Annotated in this window: 15 protein-coding genes and 1 pseudogene; 1 reads left to right on the top strand and 15 read right to left on the bottom strand. The window is 72.8% G+C overall.

Annotation, left to right across the window (positions count from 1 at the left end; all coding sequences use genetic code 11):
• The 13 genes from NCC78_RS14185 to dnaG form a co-directional block, all read right to left on the bottom strand.
• Positions 1-288: UbiA family prenyltransferase (locus tag NCC78_RS14185; protein WP_250794986.1), on the bottom strand; the 288-nt coding region annotated here is incomplete at its 3' end.
• Positions 272-1,432 carry an inositol-3-phosphate synthase gene (locus tag NCC78_RS14180; protein WP_250794985.1) on the bottom strand — a complete coding sequence of 387 codons (1,161 nt, stop codon included), beginning with the start codon at positions 1,430-1,432 and terminating at the stop codon, positions 272-274. The genes NCC78_RS14180 and NCC78_RS14185, both read right to left, overlap by 17 nt.
• 483 nt (positions 1,433-1,915) lie before the next feature.
• Positions 1,916-3,127, bottom strand: coding sequence for a Gfo/Idh/MocA family protein (locus tag NCC78_RS14175; RefSeq protein WP_372495131.1), 1,212 nt, complete (start codon positions 3,125-3,127; stop codon positions 1,916-1,918).
• Positions 3,128-3,180: 53 nt separating this feature from the next.
• On the bottom strand, positions 3,181-4,233 hold the full coding sequence (locus tag NCC78_RS14170; protein WP_250794983.1) for a substrate-binding domain-containing protein: 1,053 nt from the start codon (positions 4,231-4,233) through the stop codon (positions 3,181-3,183).
• Between the two features lie 126 nt (positions 4,234-4,359).
• Positions 4,360-5,490: an ABC transporter permease gene (locus NCC78_RS14165; RefSeq protein WP_250794982.1), complete on the bottom strand. Its 1,131-nt coding sequence runs from the start codon at positions 5,488-5,490 to the stop codon at positions 4,360-4,362.
• Complete coding sequence (locus tag NCC78_RS14160) at positions 5,487-7,076, bottom strand: sugar ABC transporter ATP-binding protein (RefSeq protein WP_250794981.1); 1,590 nt, start codon at positions 7,074-7,076, stop codon at positions 5,487-5,489. The genes NCC78_RS14165 and NCC78_RS14160 overlap by 4 nt, the downstream gene beginning before the upstream one ends.
• Positions 7,077-7,151: 75 nt before the next feature.
• Positions 7,152-8,330, bottom strand: a complete 1,179-nt coding sequence (locus NCC78_RS14155; protein ID WP_250794980.1) for an ROK family protein — start codon at positions 8,328-8,330, stop codon at positions 7,152-7,154.
• A 314-nt stretch (positions 8,331-8,644) separates the two neighbouring features.
• Positions 8,645-9,766 carry a YihY/virulence factor BrkB family protein gene (locus NCC78_RS14150; RefSeq protein WP_250794979.1) on the bottom strand — a complete coding sequence of 374 codons (1,122 nt, stop codon included), beginning with the start codon at positions 9,764-9,766 and terminating at the stop codon, positions 8,645-8,647.
• A gap of 106 nt (positions 9,767-9,872) precedes the next feature.
• Positions 9,873-10,682, bottom strand: coding sequence for an ABC transporter permease (locus tag NCC78_RS14145; RefSeq protein ID WP_250794978.1), 810 nt, complete (start codon positions 10,680-10,682; stop codon positions 9,873-9,875).
• An 11-nt stretch (positions 10,683-10,693) separates the two neighbouring features.
• Entirely contained in the window at positions 10,694-11,494 is an 801-nt protein-coding gene (locus NCC78_RS14140) for an ABC transporter permease (protein WP_250794987.1), read from the bottom strand.
• A gap of 118 nt (positions 11,495-11,612) precedes the next feature.
• Complete coding sequence (locus NCC78_RS14135; protein WP_250794977.1) at positions 11,613-12,545, bottom strand: ABC transporter ATP-binding protein; 933 nt, start codon at positions 12,543-12,545, stop codon at positions 11,613-11,615.
• 60 nt (positions 12,546-12,605) lie between these two features.
• Complete coding sequence (locus NCC78_RS14130; protein ID WP_250794976.1) at positions 12,606-13,142, bottom strand: hypothetical protein; 537 nt, start codon at positions 13,140-13,142, stop codon at positions 12,606-12,608.
• The gene (gene dnaG / locus NCC78_RS14125; RefSeq protein ID WP_250794975.1) at positions 13,143-15,035 is read right to left on the bottom strand and encodes a DNA primase; all 1,893 of its coding nucleotides are present in this window, start codon (positions 15,033-15,035) and stop codon (positions 13,143-13,145) included.
• A 227-nt stretch (positions 15,036-15,262) separates the two neighbouring features.
• Here dnaG and NCC78_RS14120 point away from each other — a divergent pair, with 227 nt between their 5' ends.
• Positions 15,263-15,967 carry a hypothetical protein gene (locus NCC78_RS14120; RefSeq protein ID WP_250794974.1) on the top strand — a complete coding sequence of 235 codons (705 nt, stop codon included), beginning with the start codon at positions 15,263-15,265 and terminating at the stop codon, positions 15,965-15,967.
• Between the two features lie 69 nt (positions 15,968-16,036).
• Here the strand turns inward: NCC78_RS14120 and NCC78_RS14115 are convergent, their stop codons facing one another.
• Both NCC78_RS14115 and NCC78_RS14110 read right to left on the bottom strand, forming a co-directional pair.
• Positions 16,037-16,873, bottom strand: a complete 837-nt coding sequence (locus NCC78_RS14115) for a siderophore-interacting protein (RefSeq protein ID WP_250794973.1) — start codon at positions 16,871-16,873, stop codon at positions 16,037-16,039.
• A 10-nt stretch (positions 16,874-16,883) separates the two neighbouring features.
• A pseudogene (locus tag NCC78_RS14110) lies at positions 16,884-17,498 on the bottom strand (deoxyguanosinetriphosphate triphosphohydrolase); the annotation flags it as partial.

Genomic DNA, 17,498 nt, shown 5'->3' with positions numbered 1-17,498 from the left:
GAGCCCGACCCCGGCGGCGGTGAGGCCGGCGGCGAGGCCGAGCGCGGCGCGGGGGCTGACCCGGCCGCTGGGGATCGGCCGCTCTGGGCGTTCGACGGCGTCCAGCCGCCGGTCCGCCCAGTCGTTGGCCGCCATACCGGCCCAGTACAGCAGCACCGACGCGCCGGCCAGGGCGGGCGTACGCCGGTCCAGCGCACCGGCCGCGGCGGCCCCGGCGACCACGTCCCCGGGCACCGAGAGCGCGGCCGGCGCCCGGACCAGTTCGGCGAGGTCAGCCGTGCTGGGCATCGGCACCTCCGGCGTGCAGCCGGCGGGCGAGGCCGCACAGCCGCTGCCACTGCTCGGCCAGCGAGTGGGTGGGCGCGCCGAGCGGGTCCTTGAAGAAGAAGGCGAGGTCCTCCAGCGGGCCGGCGTGGCCGGCGACGTGCGCGGCGGCGGTGAGCCGGGCCAGGTCGAGCACCAGCGGCGCGGCCAGCGCGGAGTCGCAGCCGTGCCAGGTGAACTCCATCCGCATGCCGGTGCCGAGGAAACCGGCGAAGGTGATGAGGTCCCAGGCGGTCTTGAAGTCGCCCAACTCCTCGACGTACTCGATCCGGGTGCCGCCCTGCGGGAGGTAGCCGAGGGTCTCGCCGAGCACCCGCTGCTTGCTCTCCACCTTGGCGGCGTTGGCCTCCGGGTCGGCGAGGGTGGCGCCGTCGCCGCCGCCGAGCAGGTTGACCCCGGACCAGGAGCGCACCGCCAGGTGCCGCATCGCGAACATCGGGGCGAGCACCGACTTGACCAGGGTCTCCCCCGTCTTGCCGTCGTGCCCGGCGTACGGCAGGCGGCGCGCCGCGGCCAGCGCCACCAGCGCCGGCAGCCGCAGCCCGGTGGACGGGGTGAAGTCGACGTACGGGCAGCCCGCCTCGACCGCCGCGTACGCGTAGAGCGAGCTGGGCGGCAGCACCTCGTCCGGGCCGGCGAGCGCGGCCCGCAGCGCGTCCGGGTCGGCGTGCGCCGGGTGCGGCCGGGCGGCCGGTTCGGTGGCCGAGACGTTGACCACGACCACCCGGTCCAGCCCGTGCCGGTCCCGGAAGCCGGTGAGGTCGCGTACGACGGTGGCGGCCCGGTCGGCCTGGGTGCCGCCGACCGGCGCGGGACAAAGCTCCCGCTCGACGGCGGCCAGCTCGTCGGGGAGCGCGGCGACCAGCCGGCCGGGCAGCACACCGGCGGCGGCGAGCGCCTCGGCGCGCTTGGCCAGCGGGGTGGTGGCGACATCGTGTCCGCCGAAGACCAGGTCGGTGAAGGCCGGCAGGGCGGGACCGCGCAGGTCAGGCAGCTCGGTGACGCAGCCGGTCGGGCCGGTGAGCCCGGCCCGCAGGGCCAGCGCCCCGACGATGCTGGTGGTCGCGACAGATCCGCGCGCCCCCACCAGCCAGACACCCGTACGCATGGTGCTCCTTCCCCGCAGGAGAAACCGGCGTGCATTGATTTACATAGGTATCAGAAGTTTGTTCATAAAGATATGGGTCTGTGCGGATGGGCCCCGTCCGACCGGCCGTTCCCGGGAGGAGCTCACCGGGCCGGCGTCGAAGTCGGCGGCGACGGCGCCGGACCGGTTCCCGGTGCTGGTGCGGACGGACGGGGCTGGCAGGCAGGGTCGGTCGGCGTCTCGACCCTGCCTCCCCCGCATCCGACCGGTCGGAACGACGGCGCGCCCGACCGGACGACTTGGAGGAAACGCGGCCCTGGCGGGTCGCGGGGTGGCGGTCCTCCGGTGCGACCGGGGAATCCCGGTCCGGCCGCACCGGACGACCGTCCTGCTCGTGCGTCACCGGGCCATGGTGGCCCGGCTGCACGTCCTCCGGTCCCGACCTCGTCCCGGCCGCGGGGCGCAACCGCGGCCGGTCCCTCGCCGGCCGGGGCCGGAGGTGGCTCAGGCGGCGACCGTCGCCAGCGCCGGCTCCACCTCGGTCCACGAGGAACCGAGTTCCGCCGACCGGGTCACCGCGTCCAGCACCAGCTGGACCTGCAACGCGTCGGCGAAGGAGGGAGTCGGGTCGGCGCCGGTGGCGACCGCCTCGATGAAGTCCCGCATCTGGTGGGTGAAGGAGTGCTCGTAGCCGATGATGTGACCGGGCGGCCACCAGGCGGACATGTACGGGTGTTCGCCCTCGGTGACCAGGATGCGGGTGAAGCCCTGCTCGGCGGCGGGTCGCGTCGCGTCGTAGAACTCCAGCTCGTTGAGGCGTTCCAGGTCGAAGGCCACCGTGCCGAGCGACCCGTTGATCTCCACCCGGAGGGCGTTCTTGCGGCCCGTGGCGAAGCGGCTCGCCTCGTACGTGGCCAGCGAGCCGCCGTCGAGCCGGGCCACGAAGACCGCGGCGTCGTCGACGGTGACCGTCCCGGTGGCCGGGCCGTGCCCGTCGACGGCGCCGTGCCCGTCGACCGGCCCGGCGCCGTCCACCGTGGCCGCCAACCCGCTCGACCCGGCCGGCAGCGGCCGTTCCTTGACGAACGTCTCGGTGATCGCGCTGACCCCGGTGATCCGCTGGCCGGTGACGAACTGGGTCAGGTCGATGATGTGCGCGCCGATGTCGCCGAGCGCGCCGGAGCCCGCCTTGTCCCGCTGCAACCGCCAGACCAGGGGGAACTGCGGATCCACGATCCAGTCCTGCAGGTACGTCGCCCGGACGTGCCGGATCACCCCGAGCCGCCCGTCGGCGACCAGCTGCCGCATCATCGTGACCGCGGGCACCCGTCGGTAGTTGAACCCGCACATCGACCGCACCCCCGCGGCCTGCGCGGTGGCCGCCGCGGCGGCCATCGCCCTTGCCTCGGTGACCGTGTTGGCCAGCGGCTTCTCGCACAGCACGTGCTTGCCGGCGGCCAACGCGGCGAGGGCGATCTCGGCGTGGCTGTCGCCGGGCGTGCAGACGTCGACCACGTCGATGTCGTCCCGGGCGATCAGGTCCCGCCAGTTGGTGGTGTGCGCCTCCCAGCCGAGCCGGTCGGCGGCGTCGGCCACCTTCCCGGCGTCCCGGCCGCAGATGAGCGCCATCCGGGCCCGCGCCGGCAGGTCGTACACCCGGTTCACGGTGCGCCACGCCTGCGAGTGCGCGGCGCCCATGAACGCGTAGCCGACCATGCCGACCCGCAGTTGTCTGTCTGTCGTGGACAAGGTGGGTCTCCCCCCGTGTGTCAGAACCCGAGCTTCAGGTAGTTGCTCACGTTCTCCTTGGTGATCGTCTCGGAGGCGAGGACGATCTCCTTCGGCACCTGCAGCTCGACCAGGTCGGACATGCCCTTGTTCTGTCCGATCAGGCGGGCCAGCGCGATGGCCGAGGAGGCCATCGACGGGCTGTAGGTGACGGTGGCCTTCAGCACGGTGTTGTCGGCCTGGATGTCCTCCATCGCCTTCTTCGAGCCGGCGCCGCCGACCATGAAGAACTCCTTGCGGTTCGCCTGGTTGACAGCGGCCACGACACCGATGCCCTGGTCGTCGTCGTGGTTCCAGAGCGCGTCCATCTTGGGCAGGGCCTGGAGCAGCTGGGCCGCCTCCTGCTGACCGGAGTCCGCGGTGAACCGGGCCGCCCGACGGTTGGCCACCTTGAACCCGGCCTGGGCCAGGGTGTCCGTGAATCCCTTCGACCGCTCCTGGGTCAGTTCCAGCTCGTCCATGCCGGCGATCTCGCCGATGATCGGGTTGCTGACACCCTTGGCCTTGAACTGCTCGATCATGTAGGTGGCGGCGGCGACGCCCATGCCGTAGTTGTCGCCCTTGATCTGCAACCGGTAGGCCTTGGCGTCCGGGAACGCCCGGTCCAGGTTGACCACCGGGATGCCGGCCTTCATCGCCTCCAGGCCGAACGCGTTCAGCTCCTTACCGTCGTGCGGCAGGAGCACGATGACGTTGGGCTTCTGCGAGATCAGCGTGCCCAACGCGGCCCGCTGGGCCGCGGCGTCCGCGCCCGCCTCGACGATCTTGAACTCCACGTCGGAGTACGCGGCGGCCTGCGCCTTGGCGTTGTTGGTGATGGCGGCGATCCAGCCGTGGTCGGCGGCCGGGGCGGAGAATCCGATGACGACACGCTGGCCGGGCTCGGCGTTGCCGCCCGGGGCCGCCGCCTTCGTCTGCGCCTCGGTCGGCGAGGCCTCGTTGCTGGTGCAACCGGCGAGCAGTACGCCGGCGCCGACGGCGGCCCCGCCGAAGAGCAGTCGGCGGCGCGACAGGTCGCGACTGTGCTGGGTCATGACGACCTCCTGGTTTGGCGTGGTGGAGGGGAAGAGGGTGTGTGGGGTCCGGCCACCGTCGTTTCTTCGTCGGGTGGCCCAGGTGGGTCGGGTGTTCGGTGGTGCGGTGGCGCGGTGGTGCGGATATCAGGTCGTGAGCCGGTTACGGCCCAGGAACTGCGTGAGGCTGCGGAACTGGACCTGCTGGACCAGGACGGCGGCGACGATGATGCCGCCCTTGACCATGTTCTGGGCCTCGGTGGAGAGACCGTTGATGGCGAACAGGTTCGTGATCGTCGAGAAGATGATCACGCCGAGCAGGGAGCCGATGATGGTGCCCCGCCCGCCGCTGAGCAGCGTGCCGCCGATGATCGCGGCGGCGATCGCGTCCAGCTCGTAGAGGTTGGCCATCGCCGCTTGGGCCGAGGTGGCCTGGGCGGTGAGCATGATGGCGGCGATGCCGCAGCAGAGACCGGAGAGCGCGTAGAGCAGCACGCTGTGCCGCTTGACGTTGATGCCGGCCAGGCGGGCCGCCTCGGGGTTCCCACCGACCGCGACCGTGCGTCGCCCGAACGTGGTGCGGTTCAGCAGCACCCAGCCGGCCGCGACCACCGCGGCGAGGATGTAGACCAGCAGCGGGATGCCGAGAAGGCTGTTGCTGGCGATGCCGTTGATGAACTGGTTGTCGGAGACCTGGGTCTGCTTGTCGGAGATCTCCGCGGCCAGGCCCCGGGCCGCCACCAGCATCGCCAGCGTCGCGATGAACGGCACCAGCCGGCCGTACGAGATGAGCAGCCCGTTGACCAGGCCGACCGCGAGACCGACGGTGAGCGCACTGAAGATCATGCCGCCGGCGCCGTAGCTCTGTGTCGCCAGCGTCGTGCACCAGACCCCGGCCAGGGCGACGATCGCGCCGACCGAGAGATCGATGCCACCGCCGATGATCACGAAGGTCATGCCCACCGTGACCACGCCCACCACCGAGGCGAGCTTGAGGATGCTGAGCACGTTGTCCCAGACCCAGTCGGGGTTCGAGTAGAGGTCGGAGCGGGTCAAGGCGCCGATCGCGATCAGCACCAGCAGCACGCCGATCAGGCCGAGGTTGCGCTTCGCGCCCTCGCCGCTGTCGCCGCTCCACCAGGAGAGCCGGCCGGCGGTGGCCCCGCCGTGGGTCGTCTTCTCGCTGGCCGCCGCGGTCTCCGCCGGGTCCACCGGCGGCGACTGCGCCGGCAACTGCGCCGCGCGCTCCGGCGTGGCGGTGGGAGAGGTGTCGCTCATGCCGGTGCGCCTTCCATCAGGGACCCCGCCATGACGAGGTCGAGCACGGTGTTCTCGTCGAGTTCGCCGGCCGGGGCCTCCCGGACGACCCGTCCCTCCCGCATCACCAGCACCCGGTCGGCCAGACCGAGCACCTCGGGGACCTCGCTGGAGACCAGCAGCACCCCGACGCCGCGGGCGGCGAGGGCGCGGATGACCTGGTAGAGCTCCGCCCGGGCGCCGACGTCGACACCCCGGGTGGGCTCGTCGAGCAGCAGCAGCTTCGTGTCGCCGAGCAGCCAGCGCCCGACCACCACCTTCTGCTGGTTGCCGCCGGAGAGGGTGCGCACCGGCCGGCGTACGTCGCGGGGGCGCAGCTCCAGGCTCTCGGCGATCCGGTCCGCCTCGGCCCGCTCCCGCCCGGCGTCGGTGAACCCGGCGCGGGCGTACCGGCCGAAGGTGGCCAGGGTGACGTTGCGGTAGATCGGCTCGCCGAGCAGCAGCGCCTGACTCTTGCGCTCCTCCGGGGCCATGCCCATGCCGGCCCGGACCGCCGCGCCGACGCTGCCCGGGCGCAGCGCCCTGCCGGCCATCCGCACCGAGCCGGCCTCGGCGCGGCGCGCGCCGTAGATGGTCTCCAGCAGCTCCGAGCGGCCGGAGCCGACCAGCCCGGCGATGCCGACGATCTCGCCGGCGCGGACGCTGAGCGAGACGTCGGCGAACTCGCCCGACCGGGTCAGGCCCTCCACCGTCAGCAGTTCCGCGCCGGGGCCGGTGTCGGCGGGGCGGTCGGGGAAGACGTACTCGATGGTGCGGCCGGTCATCCGGGAGACCAGGTCGCGGGTCGGGGTGTCGCGGGCCGGCAGGTTCGCCGCGGTGGTCCGGCCGTCCTTGAGGACGGTGACCCGGTCGCCGATCTCGCGGATCTCCTCCAACCGGTGCGAGATGTAGATGACCGCGATGCCCTGCGCGGTCAGCTCGCGGATGATCCGGAAGAGGTTGCCCACCTCGTCGTGGGCGAGCACCGCGCTCGGCTCGTCCATGATGATCAGCCGGGCCTCGTGCGACAGCGCGCGGGCCATGCTGACGACCTGCTTGCCGGCGGCGGGCAGCGTGCGGACCATCCGGTTCGGCGGGATCTCCGCGTGCCCGAGCCGGCCGAGGATCTGCCGGGTACGCCGGGCCATGTAACCGCGGCGGACGAAGCCGAACCGGCGCGGTTCGTGGCCGAGGAAGGCGTTCTCCGCGACGGAGAGGTCCTCGACCAGGTCGAGCTCCTGGTAGATGGTGGCGATGCCGGCGCGCATGGCGGCCTGCGGGTTGGCGAACGTCGCGGGCTCGCCGCGCCACTCGACCTGCCCCGAGTCGGGGCGATGCACCCCGGCGAGCACCTTGATCAGGGTCGACTTGCCGGCGCCGTTCTGCCCGAGCAGGCAGTGCACCTCGCCGGCGCGTACCTCCAGCTGCACGCCGTCCAGGGCGCGTACGCCCGGGAAGGTCTTGACCACGTCGGTGAGGCGCAGGACCACCTCGCCCGCGACGGCGTCGGCGGGGGCCTCGACCAGCGGAGCATCTGTCACGACGGTCTCCTCGGATTGCTCACTCATGCCGGCCCTCCGCTTCGCTCCGTGCGTCATACGGCGCCCCGGCGCCGTGCCGATGGTTCGCTCGCTGACGCTCACTCATGACGCCTCCGCGAAGGCCACGTCGCTGGCCAGGACGGCGGCGCCGGCGACGCCGGCGCGCGGTCCCAGCTCGGACAGGACGACCGGGAGGTTGCCGGTGGCCAGGGGCAGCGACCGGCGGTAGACCACGCTGCGGATCTCGGCGAGCAGGATGTGCCCGAGCTGGGCGAGCCCACCGCCGATCACGATCATGGAAGGGTTGGTGAAGCTGACCAGCCCGGCGAGCACGCCACCGACCCGGCGTCCGCCGTCGCGGATCAGCTGGATGCAGGTGACGTCCCCCTCGACGGCGCCCTCGGCGACGTCCAGCGCGGTCACCACGCAGCGGGCGGCGAGCCGCTCCGCCAGCGCGGGCGAGATCCCGCTGCGCGCCGCGGCGGTGGCGTCCTTGGCCAGCGCGGCGCCGCTGAACAGCGCCTCCAGGCAGCCGACGTTGCCGCAGGAGCACATCGGACCGTGCGAATCGACCTGAATGTGGCCGATGTCGCCGGCGCAGCCGTCGGTGCCCCGGTAGACCTCGCCGCTGAGGTAGATCCCACACCCTATTCCGGTGCCGATCTTCACGAAGAGGAAGTCGTCGACGGAGTGGGCGACCCCGCCGTGCCGCTCGCCGATGGCCATGATGTTGACGTCGTTGTCGACCACCGCCGGGCAGCCGTGCTCGCGGGTGAGCAGCTCCCGCACGGGGAAGCGGTCCCAGCCCGGCATGATCGGCGGGGAGACCGGGACGCCGTCGCGGAAGCTGACCGGCCCCGGCACCCCGATGCCGACCGCGTCCAGCCGCTCGTAGGCGCCGTCCACTCTGGTCTTGTGCAGCAGCTCGTTGACCCGTTGCAGGGTCACCTTCGGGCCGTTGCGGATGTCGGCCGGCTCGGCGTACGCGGCGACCGGTTCGAGGCGGCCGTTGACCACCTCGACGTCGATGGAGCTGGCGCCCAGGTCGACGGCGGCGAAGCGCAGGTGGGGGCTCAGCTCCACCAGGGTGGAGCGTCGGCCGCCCCGGGAGGCGGCCAGCCCCGCCTCGGCGACGTAGCCGAGGGCGACCAGCCGTTCCAGCTCGGCCAGCAGGCGCGGGCGGGGCATCTGCAGCCGGTCGCCCAGCTCGGCGCGGGACACCGCCCCCTCGTCGCGGAGCAACCGCAACAGCCGTACGTGCAGGGGGTCGACGGTCCGCACCGGACTCACCTCTTCACCGGACTCGTTCACATCGGCGCAATGCCGATGTGTTGTGTCCGACACAGTAGGAGCCTTCCGTGGCGCGTGTCCAGAGCTTCGGCCAATCTGACTCCAACTTTTGTCCGTTCGAACAAAAGCTAATAGTGGATCAAGGAAAGGATCACGCGCGGCCCGCCGCACGTGCCGCTGTGTACAGCGTCGATCGACCCAGCTCAACCCGATGCGCACCCGTGGGGCGGGAGGGAGGCCCGGGAACGGGACTGCCCCGCCGCCCGGGTGGGCGGCGGGGCAGGAGGCGATCGGGGTGCAGCGGGTCAGCGGCGGCTGGCCGCGTTGCGCTTCTTCTTGAGCTTGCGGTCGTCGCGCAGTTCGACGTACGGCTCCTCGTCGACGGAGTGGCCGGCCTGGATGGCGCGGCTGCGCTCCAGTTCGGCGTCGAACTCGGCGCCGAGCAGGATCGCGATGTTGCTCAGCCACAGCCAGACCAGGAAGATGATCACGCCGGCCAGCGCCCCGTACGTCTTGTTGTACGAGCCGAAGTTGCTGACGTAGAGGGCGAAGAGACCGGAAATCACCAGCCAGATCACCACGGCCAGCACGCCGCCGGGGCTGACCCAGCGGAAGCCGCCGTGCTTCGCGTTCGGCGAGGCCCAGTAGAGGATGGCGAACATCAGGCTGACCAGGAGCAGCAGCACCGGCCACTTGGCGATGTTCCACACCGTCACCGCCGTCGAGCCGAGGCCGATCACCTCGCCGACCTGCTCGGCGAGGCCGCCGGTGAAGACCACGATCACCGCGCTCGCCAACAGCATCACGCCGATCACCGCGGTCACGCCGACCCGGATCGGCAGCGTCTTCCAGATCGGACGCCCCTCCGGCACGTCGTAGATGGTGTTCGAGGCGCGCATGAACGCGGCGATGTAGCCCGAGGCCGACCAGAACGCCGCCAGCAGACCGAGGATGGCCGCGATGCCGGCGAACCCACCACTCTGCTTGGCCTGGTCGATCGCGCCCTCGATGATGGTGCGGATGTTGCCCTCGGGCACCGTCTGGCTGACCGTGTCCCGCACCCCCGCGGTGGCCTCCGGGCCGAGCAGGCCGAGGATCGAAACCAGCACCAGCAGGCCGGGAAAGATGGAGAGCACCCCGTAGTAGGTCAGCGCCGCCGCCCAGTCGGTCAGGCTGTCGTCGCCGAACTCCTTCACCGTGCGGCGCAGCGCCGCCTTCCAGCCGGCGCCCGGCAGCTCGGCCGGGCTTTCCGGGCCCTCGTCGGGGCCGACCGGGCCGCGCCCGCGCCGGTCATGCCCGGAACGGGCGGCGTCCGCGCCCTGGTCGGAGCGGTCCACCCGGCGGTCACCGCGCACCCCACCAGCGGCCACGGTCCCGGAATCGTCGCGGTCGCGCCCGCTGCGGGCGGAAGACTCGTCGGAGGCCATCGCCCCTCCCTCAATGCTCGGCGGATGTCGCCTTGGACATGCCCCGCAGGAGGCGACGGTTAACCAGTCACTTCCGGGACATCCCGTCCAACCGGGCCGCCGGGCCCTACTTGTAGAGCAACCTGCCCATCCGCCGCGACGCCACGAGCAGGCCGAGGGTGAGCACCACGAGCAGGTAGAGCACGTCCGGCAGCCAGGACCAGCCGGCCGTGCCCACGGAGATGCCCCGGATCAGGTGTACCGCGCGGTAGAGGGGGGTCACCTCGACCACCCAGCGCAACAGCGACGGATAGGCCTCGGCGGGCACGAAGGTGCCGGAGAAGAGGAAGAGGGTGAACTGGGCCGAGCCCATCAGGTCGAAATCCTGCCAGCTGCGCATGAAGGTGGAGAGCATCATGCCGAGCGCCCCGAAGGCGAAGCCCACCAGCACCGCGGCCGGGAAGGCCACCAGCGCCCGCGCGACGGTGGTCAGGTCCATCAGCACCATCACCGCCAGGAACGCGGCCGAGTAGGCGCTGCCCCGCAGCATCGCCCAGGCCAGCTCACCGAGGGCGATCTCGAACGGCCGCACCGGGGTGGCGATCACCCCGTCGTACAGCTTCATGTACTTCATCTTGCCGAAGAAGTTGAAGGTGGTCTCCGCGAGCGCGCCGGTCATCGCCGACGAGGCGAGCATCGCCGGGGCGACGAACGCCGCGTACGTGACGAGCTCTCCGCCGGGCAGGGTGAGGTCGCCGACCAGCGCACCGACCCCGACACCGATGGAGAGCAGGTAGAGCAGCGGCTCCACGAAGCCGGAGACGAGCAGCAGCCAGTAGACCGACTTCAGAGCCGCGACGTTGCGCTCGACCACCGAGCCCGAACGCCGGGACGCGCCGGAGACGTCGAGCAGCCGGGGCAGGACGAGAGTGACCACGACACCCTTTCCTAGACGACGAGCTTGCGGCGGAACCCGCGGCGGGCCAGCAGCCAGCCGCCGAGCGCCCAGGCCGCGAGGTAGAGCAGGTGACCGGGGACCGACCACTGCGCGGCGACGCCGAGAGCCGCGGCGCGGCACAGGTCGACGCCGTGCCACAGCGGTGTCAGGTACGCCAGCCAGCGCAGCGCCACCGGCAGCGACTCGACCGGGAAGAACACCCCGGCGAAGAGGGTCATCGGGATCACCGCGAAGCGGAACAGCATCGCCAGCCAACTGTCGCTGGACACCACCGAGGCGTACGCGAAGGTCGGCGCGGCCACGGCCAGGCCGAGCAGCGCCACCACCGGCAGCGTCGCCAGCGCCCACGGTGAGCGCAGCGCGCCGAACAACGCCGTCACCAACAGGAACGCGGCGATCGTGGTGAGCACCCGGAACAGCACGAAGGCCAGGTGACCGGTGAGGATGTCGCCCACCCGCAGCGGCGCCGCGCTCTGCGCGAAGTACGTCTTGATCCACTGGAAGTTGCTGAACACCGGCCAGGTGGACTCACCGATGGCCACCTGCAACGCCGTCGAGGCGATCAGGCCGGGCACGATCCAGTCGAGGTAGCGCACCCCGTCGACGCCCTGGTCGATGTAGGCGCCGACGCCGACGCCGAACCCCAGCACGGTCAGCACCGGCAGCAGGAACGACGAGAAGACCCCGGCCCGCCAGGTGCGCCGGTAGCCGACCAGGTAGTGCGCGAACACCGCCACCGCCGGCACCCGAGGCAGCGGCGGGCGGGCCCGCTCCCGCGCCTGTTGCGCCACGCTCACCGCGACCACCTCCGCCTCGCCCCGTACTCGATGTGCTGCATGTCGGGGTGTCCGGGACGCCGGGAGACCCCGATGTGCGGAAACCCGAGTCGATCAAGATCCACCACCGGGCTCAGTCGACCAGGGTGCGGCCGGTGAGGTGGAGGAAGACGTCCTCCAGGCTGCTGCGCCGGACCAGCACGTTGGCCGGGGTGAGCCCGAGCGCGCCGACCTCGGCCACCGCCGCATCGCCGTCGGCGACGTAGAGCAGGATCCGGTCGGGCAGCACCTCGACCCGCTCCCCCAGCCCGTCGAGCTTGCCGGCGAACGCCTCCTGCGACTCGGCGGCGAAGCGCAGCTCCACCACCTCGCGGGTGGAGTGTCGCTCGATCAGCGCGCGGGGCGAGCCCTCGGCGACGATCCGCCCGCCGTCCATCACCACCAGGCGGTCGCAGAGCTGCTCGGCCTCGTCCATGTAGTGCGTGGTGAGCACCAGCGTGACGCCCTGCTGCTTGAGCCGGAACAGCCGCTCCCACACCAGGTGCCGGGCCTGCGGGTCGAGACCGGTGGTCGGCTCGTCCAGCAGCACGATCTCGGGCTCGTTGACCAGCGCGCGGGCGATCGTCAACCGCCGCTTCATGCCGCCCGAGAGCGGCTCGACCTTGCTGTCGGCCCGCTCGCTGAGCTGGACGAAGTCGAGCAGCTCGGCGGCGCGCGCCCGGGCCGTGCGGCGCGGGATGCCGAAGTAGCGCGCGTAGGTGGTGAGATTTTCCCGGACGGTCAGCTCCGGGTCGAGGTTGTCGAGCTGGGGGCAGACGCCGAGCCGGGCCCGGATGGCCGGCCCGTCGCGGACCGGGTCCATGCCGAGGATGCGCAGCTCGCCACCGCTGGGCGGCGAGATGCAGCCGACCATCCGCATGGTGGAGGACTTGCCGGCGCCGTTGGGCCCTAGAAAGCCGAACGCCTCGCCGGAGCGCACCTCGACGTCGATGCCGTCGACGGCGGTGAAGTCACCGAACCGCTTCACCAGCCCCCGCGCCTGGATGAGTGGTTGAGCTCTGGTCACCCTCTGACCCTAGCCACCGGGTCCGACACACCCCACCGGGTTTTCCGGCCGCCGCCGGGCTCAGGTGTCGGTGGGGACGGTGGCGGAGCGGGCGGCGGCGACCAGGCGGTCGGTCTCGGCGAGGACGTCGGGGTCGTCGGCCGGGGTGCCCTCGTCGAAGCGGACCGTCCACCGGAGACCGTCGACGCCGGGGACCCGCCGGGCCGCGATCCGCCCGGCGCCGCCGGGCACCGGGTGGGCCTGCGTGTACGCCACGGATCGGGTGACCCGGGCCCGCACCTGGTGCGGCAGCTCACCCGGGTCGAGCAGCAGGTACGTCTCGGCCGGGCAGTCGGCGACCACCAGGTAGCCGTCCCGCTCGGCGACCGGCTCGGCGGGCGTGACCGTCAGCTCCCGGCCGGACCAGACCGCCTTGAGGATGTCGTGCCAGCCCAGCCGGTGCCCCCGGCCGGGCAGCCAGAGCCCGAGGTTGCTGGCCACCACCACGCCGTCGCCCTCGCCGTTGCCGGCGGCGGCCCAGGCGAGCACCCGCTCGTCCGGGCCCAGCGGCGGGCGGTCGGCCGGTGGCAGCTTCGGCTTGCGGCTGAACAGTCCCATCTAGAGCCCTCCCGCGGCCTGCTCGCGCAGCGCCCGGGCGTGCTGCTCCAGCGAGAGCAGCTCGCCGAAGGCGGCAAAGTACTCGTCCTTGTTGTTGACCGGGTTGATCCGCTGGATCCGGGACTTCAGGTCCTTGATCCGGGCCGTGACCGAGCCCCACTGCAACCGGGCGATGGTGATCGAGACGTAGCGCGGGTCCGGCTCGCCGTCGATCCGCAGCGGCTCGACGGCCAGCTCGCCGACGAGCGCCCGGGCGGCCAGGTCCTCGCAGGCGTCGCGGACCGACTCGATCCAGACCGCGCCGCCGGTCGCCGCCGCCGCCCCGCCGGCGGCGCTCACGGCGGCGCGCACCGCCACGTGCACCGGGTGCCGGTATTCGGAGGCCTCGATCGCGTCGAACATCGGCCCGGCCAGCACCGGCTCCTGGAGGGCGAGCTTCAGCGCCTCCCGCTCGACCATCGACTGCGGGCTGTCGACGGCCGGCTCGGGGCGGGCGGAGCGGGGCGCGGGGGCGGCGTCCTTCCCGGGCGGGGCGGACGCGGCGGCCAGCACGGCCCGCTGCACCGGCTCGATCTCCATGCCGAGGTCGCCGGCGAGCTTGCGGACGTACTCCGGACGCTTCTCGCGGTCCTTGAGCTTGGCGACCAGCGGCGCGGCCCGGCGCATGGCCTCCACCCGGCCGTCGACGGTGTCCAGGTCGTACCGGTTGATCACGTGGCGCAGCGCGAAGTCCACCAGCGGCTCGCGGCGCGCGACCAGGTCGCGGACGGCCAAGTCGCCCTTGGCCAGGCGCAGGTCGCACGGGTCCATGTTGTCGGGGCTGACCGCGATGAAGGTACGCCCGACGAAGCGCTGGTCGTCCTCGAAGGCGCGCAGCGCGGCCTTCTGCCCGGCGGCGTCCCCGTCGAAGGTGAAGATGATCTCGCCGGCCACCGCGTCGGTGTCCAGCAGCAGCCGGCGCAGCACGGCGATGTGGTCGGCGCCGAAGGCGGTGCCGCAGGTCGCCACCGCCGTCGGAACGTCGGCCAGGTGGCAGGCCATCACGTCGGTGTAGCCCTCGACCACCACCACCTTGCCCTGCTTGGCGATCTCCCGCTTGGCCTGGTCGATGCCGTAGAGGACGTGCGACTTCTTGTAGATCGGCGTCTCGGGGGTGTTGAGGTACTTCGGGCCGTCGTCGTCGTCGAAGAGCTTGCGGGCGCCGAAACCGATCACGTCGCCGGTGATGTCCCGGATCGGCCACATCAGCCGGCGGCGGAACCGGTCGATCAGCGTGCCCGAGCGGGACTCCCGGGACAACCCGGCGGTGACCAGCTCCTGGTGGGTGAAGCCCTGTTGGCGCAGGTGCTTGGTGAGCAGGTCCCAGGCGTCCGGGGCGAAGCCGCAGCCGTACCGCTCGGCGGCGGCGCGGTCGAAGCCGCGCCGGGCCAGGAACTCGCGCGCCGGGCGGGCGCCGGCGGTGGTGAGCTGCGCCCGGTAGAAGTCGACGGCGGCGGCGTGCGCGGCGATCAGGCGCTGCTTCTGCCCCTGCTGGGGGCGGGCGCGCGGGGTGGTGTTGTCGTTCTCGACGTAGCGCAGCTGGATGCCGGCGCGGTCGGCGAGCCGCTCGACCGACTCGACGAAGCTGAGGTGCTCGGCGTCCATCAGGAACTTGATGGCGTCGCCGCCGGCTCCGCAGCCGAAGCAGTACCAGACATTGCGGGCGGGCGAGACGTTGAAGGAGGGGCTCTTCTCGTCGTGGAACGGGCACAGCCCCTTGAGGTTGCCGCCACCTGCCGACTTCAGGGTGACCGTCTCCGAGATGACGTCCCCGATCGAGGTGCGCTCCCGGACCAGCGCGATGTCCTCGTCCCGGATCCGCCCAGCCATGTCCGCCACCCCCTCGGCGTACATCCTGCCCTGCCGGGCCGACGTTCCGCCGCCGGGGGACACCGCGTGTGGCGACCGCCGCTGCCACCTCCCCGGTTCCGCCGCGTCGGGCCTCCGTCGGGCCGCTCCCCGCCGTCGCACCATGGCGGGCGCGCCACGGCCACGGGGGCGGCGCGATCGCCACGAACGCACCCTTGCGGCCGAACGCTACCGTCGTGGACCGCGCGGGCGAAGATCGAGGAGGACGCCGGATGGCCGACGAACCGGATGTGCCGCTCACCATCGCCCTCGCCGAGTACGAGCACCTGCGCGAGGCGAGCCGGGCAATCCACGACCAGACCACCGCTCGGTTCACGTTCTTCCTGGCCGTCGCCTCCGCCTCGGCCGCCGCGGCGGCGGGTCTGCTCACCGCGGGCGGGGCGCTGCCCCGGTTGCCGCTGCTCGGCGGGCTCGGTGGCCTGGTGCTGCTGCTCGGGATCGCCGTGTTCGCCCGTCAGGTGCAGCTCAACGACCGGGGCCGCAGGTACGCCGTCGCCACCACCGCGCTGCGCACCTACCTCGCCCGGCGAGCGCCGGACCTCGCCCCGTACCTGCTGATGCCGACCCTCGACGACCCGGGGCCGTTCGCGCCGGAGCCGTTCCGCCGGCACTGGTTCAGCGACCTGGTGGGGCAGGCCGGCACGGTGGGCCTGATCAACAGCGTCCTGGTCGCCGTCGGGGCCGGCTTCGCCGGCGCGGCGCTCGTCCCGCCCGTCGCGGCGGTGTCCGGTGCGGTGGCGCTCTTCGCCGCCTCCGCCGCCGCCCACGTGTCGGTGGTGCGTCGCCGCGTGGCCCGATCCGCCCGCCACACCGGCGCCGTCCTGGGACACCGCCCCGAGCTGGCCACCCGGCACGCCATGGTCGATCCCGACCTGGACGTGGTGGACGCCGGGCTCTCCCCGGCCCGGCGCCCGTGACCGGCTGACCGGGCGTGCCGAGCTGGCGGCGGGACCGGCGGTGGACGCCGGGAGGGGGCCCGGTGCGGGTCAGACGGGGAGGACGGCGGATTCCTCGGCCTCGACCTGGCGGTTCCAGTCGGGCTTGGTGGCGCGCCAGCCCTCGTCGTCCATGCCGCGACGCCAGTAGCCGGAGATGGAGAGCTGGTCGCGGGGGATGCCCCGCTCGACGCGCAGCAGGCGGCGCAGCTCCTTGACGAACGTCGCCTCGCCGTGCACGAAGGCGTGCACCGTGCCGGGCGGGAACTCCAGCGCGCGGACCGCCGCGACCAGCGCCTCCCCCACCGGACGGTCGCCCCGGTGCAGCCAGGTCAGGTTCACCGCGCCGGGGCTGAGCAGCCGCTGCTCCTCCGCCGGGTCGGCGATCTCCAGAAGGACGGTGGCGGGGGCGCCGAGCGGCAGCCGCTCCAGCGCGGCGGCGATCGCCGGGAGCGCGCTCTCGTCGCCGACCAGCAGGTGCCAGTCCGCGTCCGGGCTCGGCGCGTACGCCCCGCCGGGGCCGGTGAAGAGCACCGGGTCACCGGGGCGCAGGGCGGCCGCCCACGGGCCGGCCAGGCCCTCGTCGCCGTGGTGCACGACGTCGACGGTGAGTTCGCCGGCCAGCGGATCCCAGGCCCGCACGGTGTACGCGCGCAGCCGCGGCCACTGCTCGCGGGGCAGGTCACGACGGATCGCCGCCAGGTCCGTCGGGCTCGGGTGCGCGACGCCCGGCACCGGGAACACGATCTTGATGTAGTGGTCGGTGAACTCGCCCACCGGCAGGCCGGCGATCTCCTCGCCACCGAGCACCAGCCGGATCAGGTGCGGGGTGGGCCGCTCGGTGCGCAGAACCCGGGCGGTCGTGACCTTCTTGGGGCGCTCCGTCATACCGGTTAGGCTAACCTAAGTCGCTCGGGTCGCCCATGACCGGCCTCCCACCGCCGATTCTCGCGGCTCCCGGAGCCGGGCCGATGCCGGCCCGCCCCCGCACCAGCCGCGCGTGCCACGCCGTCGCCGCCGGGTCGGTCAGCGACGCGACCTGGTCGATCACCACCCGCAGCCGGGCGGTGTCGTCCGGCGCGGCCCGCCACAGCGGGGCGAAGACCGGGTCGAGCGCGTCCGGCGCCCGGTCGGCCAGGGCGTGCACCAGTTCCTCGAGGACCTCGCGCTGCCGCTGGTAGCGGACCCCCGCGCCGGGGCGGCGCATCACGTACCGCAGCGCGACGCCCTTGAGCAGCGCGCACCGGGCCCGGACCGGCCGGGGCACGACCAGGTCGGCGGCGTACCGGCGGTGCGGGCCGGCACCGTACCGCTCCTGGGTGGCCCCCACCACGGTCGAGACGAAATGACCGGTCAGCACGCTCGTGGTCGCCTTCAGGGCGGCCTGCGCGCGGTGGCTGCCGTCGTACCCGGCCAGGGGGGCGAGCACCGGGTCGGCGAGCAGGTCGACCAGCACCTCACCGAGGTCGGCCGGGGACTCGCCGGAGTAGGTGGCCGCCACGTCGGCGCAGAG

The organism is Micromonospora phytophila (genome assembly GCF_023656545.1).
GTDB classification, from domain to species: domain Bacteria; phylum Actinomycetota; class Actinomycetes; order Mycobacteriales; family Micromonosporaceae; genus Micromonospora; species Micromonospora phytophila.
This window is presented reverse-complemented; position numbering and strand designations above follow the sequence as displayed.

Coding starts and splice junctions, on each gene's coding strand:
- NCC78_RS14170 (WP_250794983.1), bottom strand. CDS start 4,233: ATGACCCAGCACAGTCGCGACCTGTCGCGCCGCCGACTGCTCTTCGGC.
- NCC78_RS14130 (WP_250794976.1), bottom strand. CDS start 13,142: ATGGGACTGTTCAGCCGCAAGCCGAAGCTGCCACCGGCCGACCGCCCG.
- NCC78_RS14115 (WP_250794973.1), bottom strand. CDS start 16,873: ATGACGGAGCGCCCCAAGAAGGTCACGACCGCCCGGGTTCTGCGCACC.
- NCC78_RS14180 (WP_250794985.1), bottom strand. CDS start 1,432: ATGCGTACGGGTGTCTGGCTGGTGGGGGCGCGCGGATCTGTCGCGACC.
- NCC78_RS14175 (WP_372495131.1), bottom strand. CDS start 3,127: ATGGTCGGCTACGCGTTCATGGGCGCCGCGCACTCGCAGGCGTGGCGC.
- NCC78_RS14120 (WP_250794974.1), top strand. CDS start 15,263: ATGGCCGACGAACCGGATGTGCCGCTCACCATCGCCCTCGCCGAGTAC.
- NCC78_RS14160 (WP_250794981.1), bottom strand. CDS start 7,076: ATGAGTGAGCAATCCGAGGAGACCGTCGTGACAGATGCTCCGCTGGTC.
- NCC78_RS14165 (WP_250794982.1), bottom strand. CDS start 5,490: ATGAGCGACACCTCTCCCACCGCCACGCCGGAGCGCGCGGCGCAGTTG.
- NCC78_RS14150 (WP_250794979.1), bottom strand. CDS start 9,766: ATGGCCTCCGACGAGTCTTCCGCCCGCAGCGGGCGCGACCGCGACGAT.
- dnaG (WP_250794975.1), bottom strand. CDS start 15,035: ATGTACGCCGAGGGGGTGGCGGACATGGCTGGGCGGATCCGGGACGAG.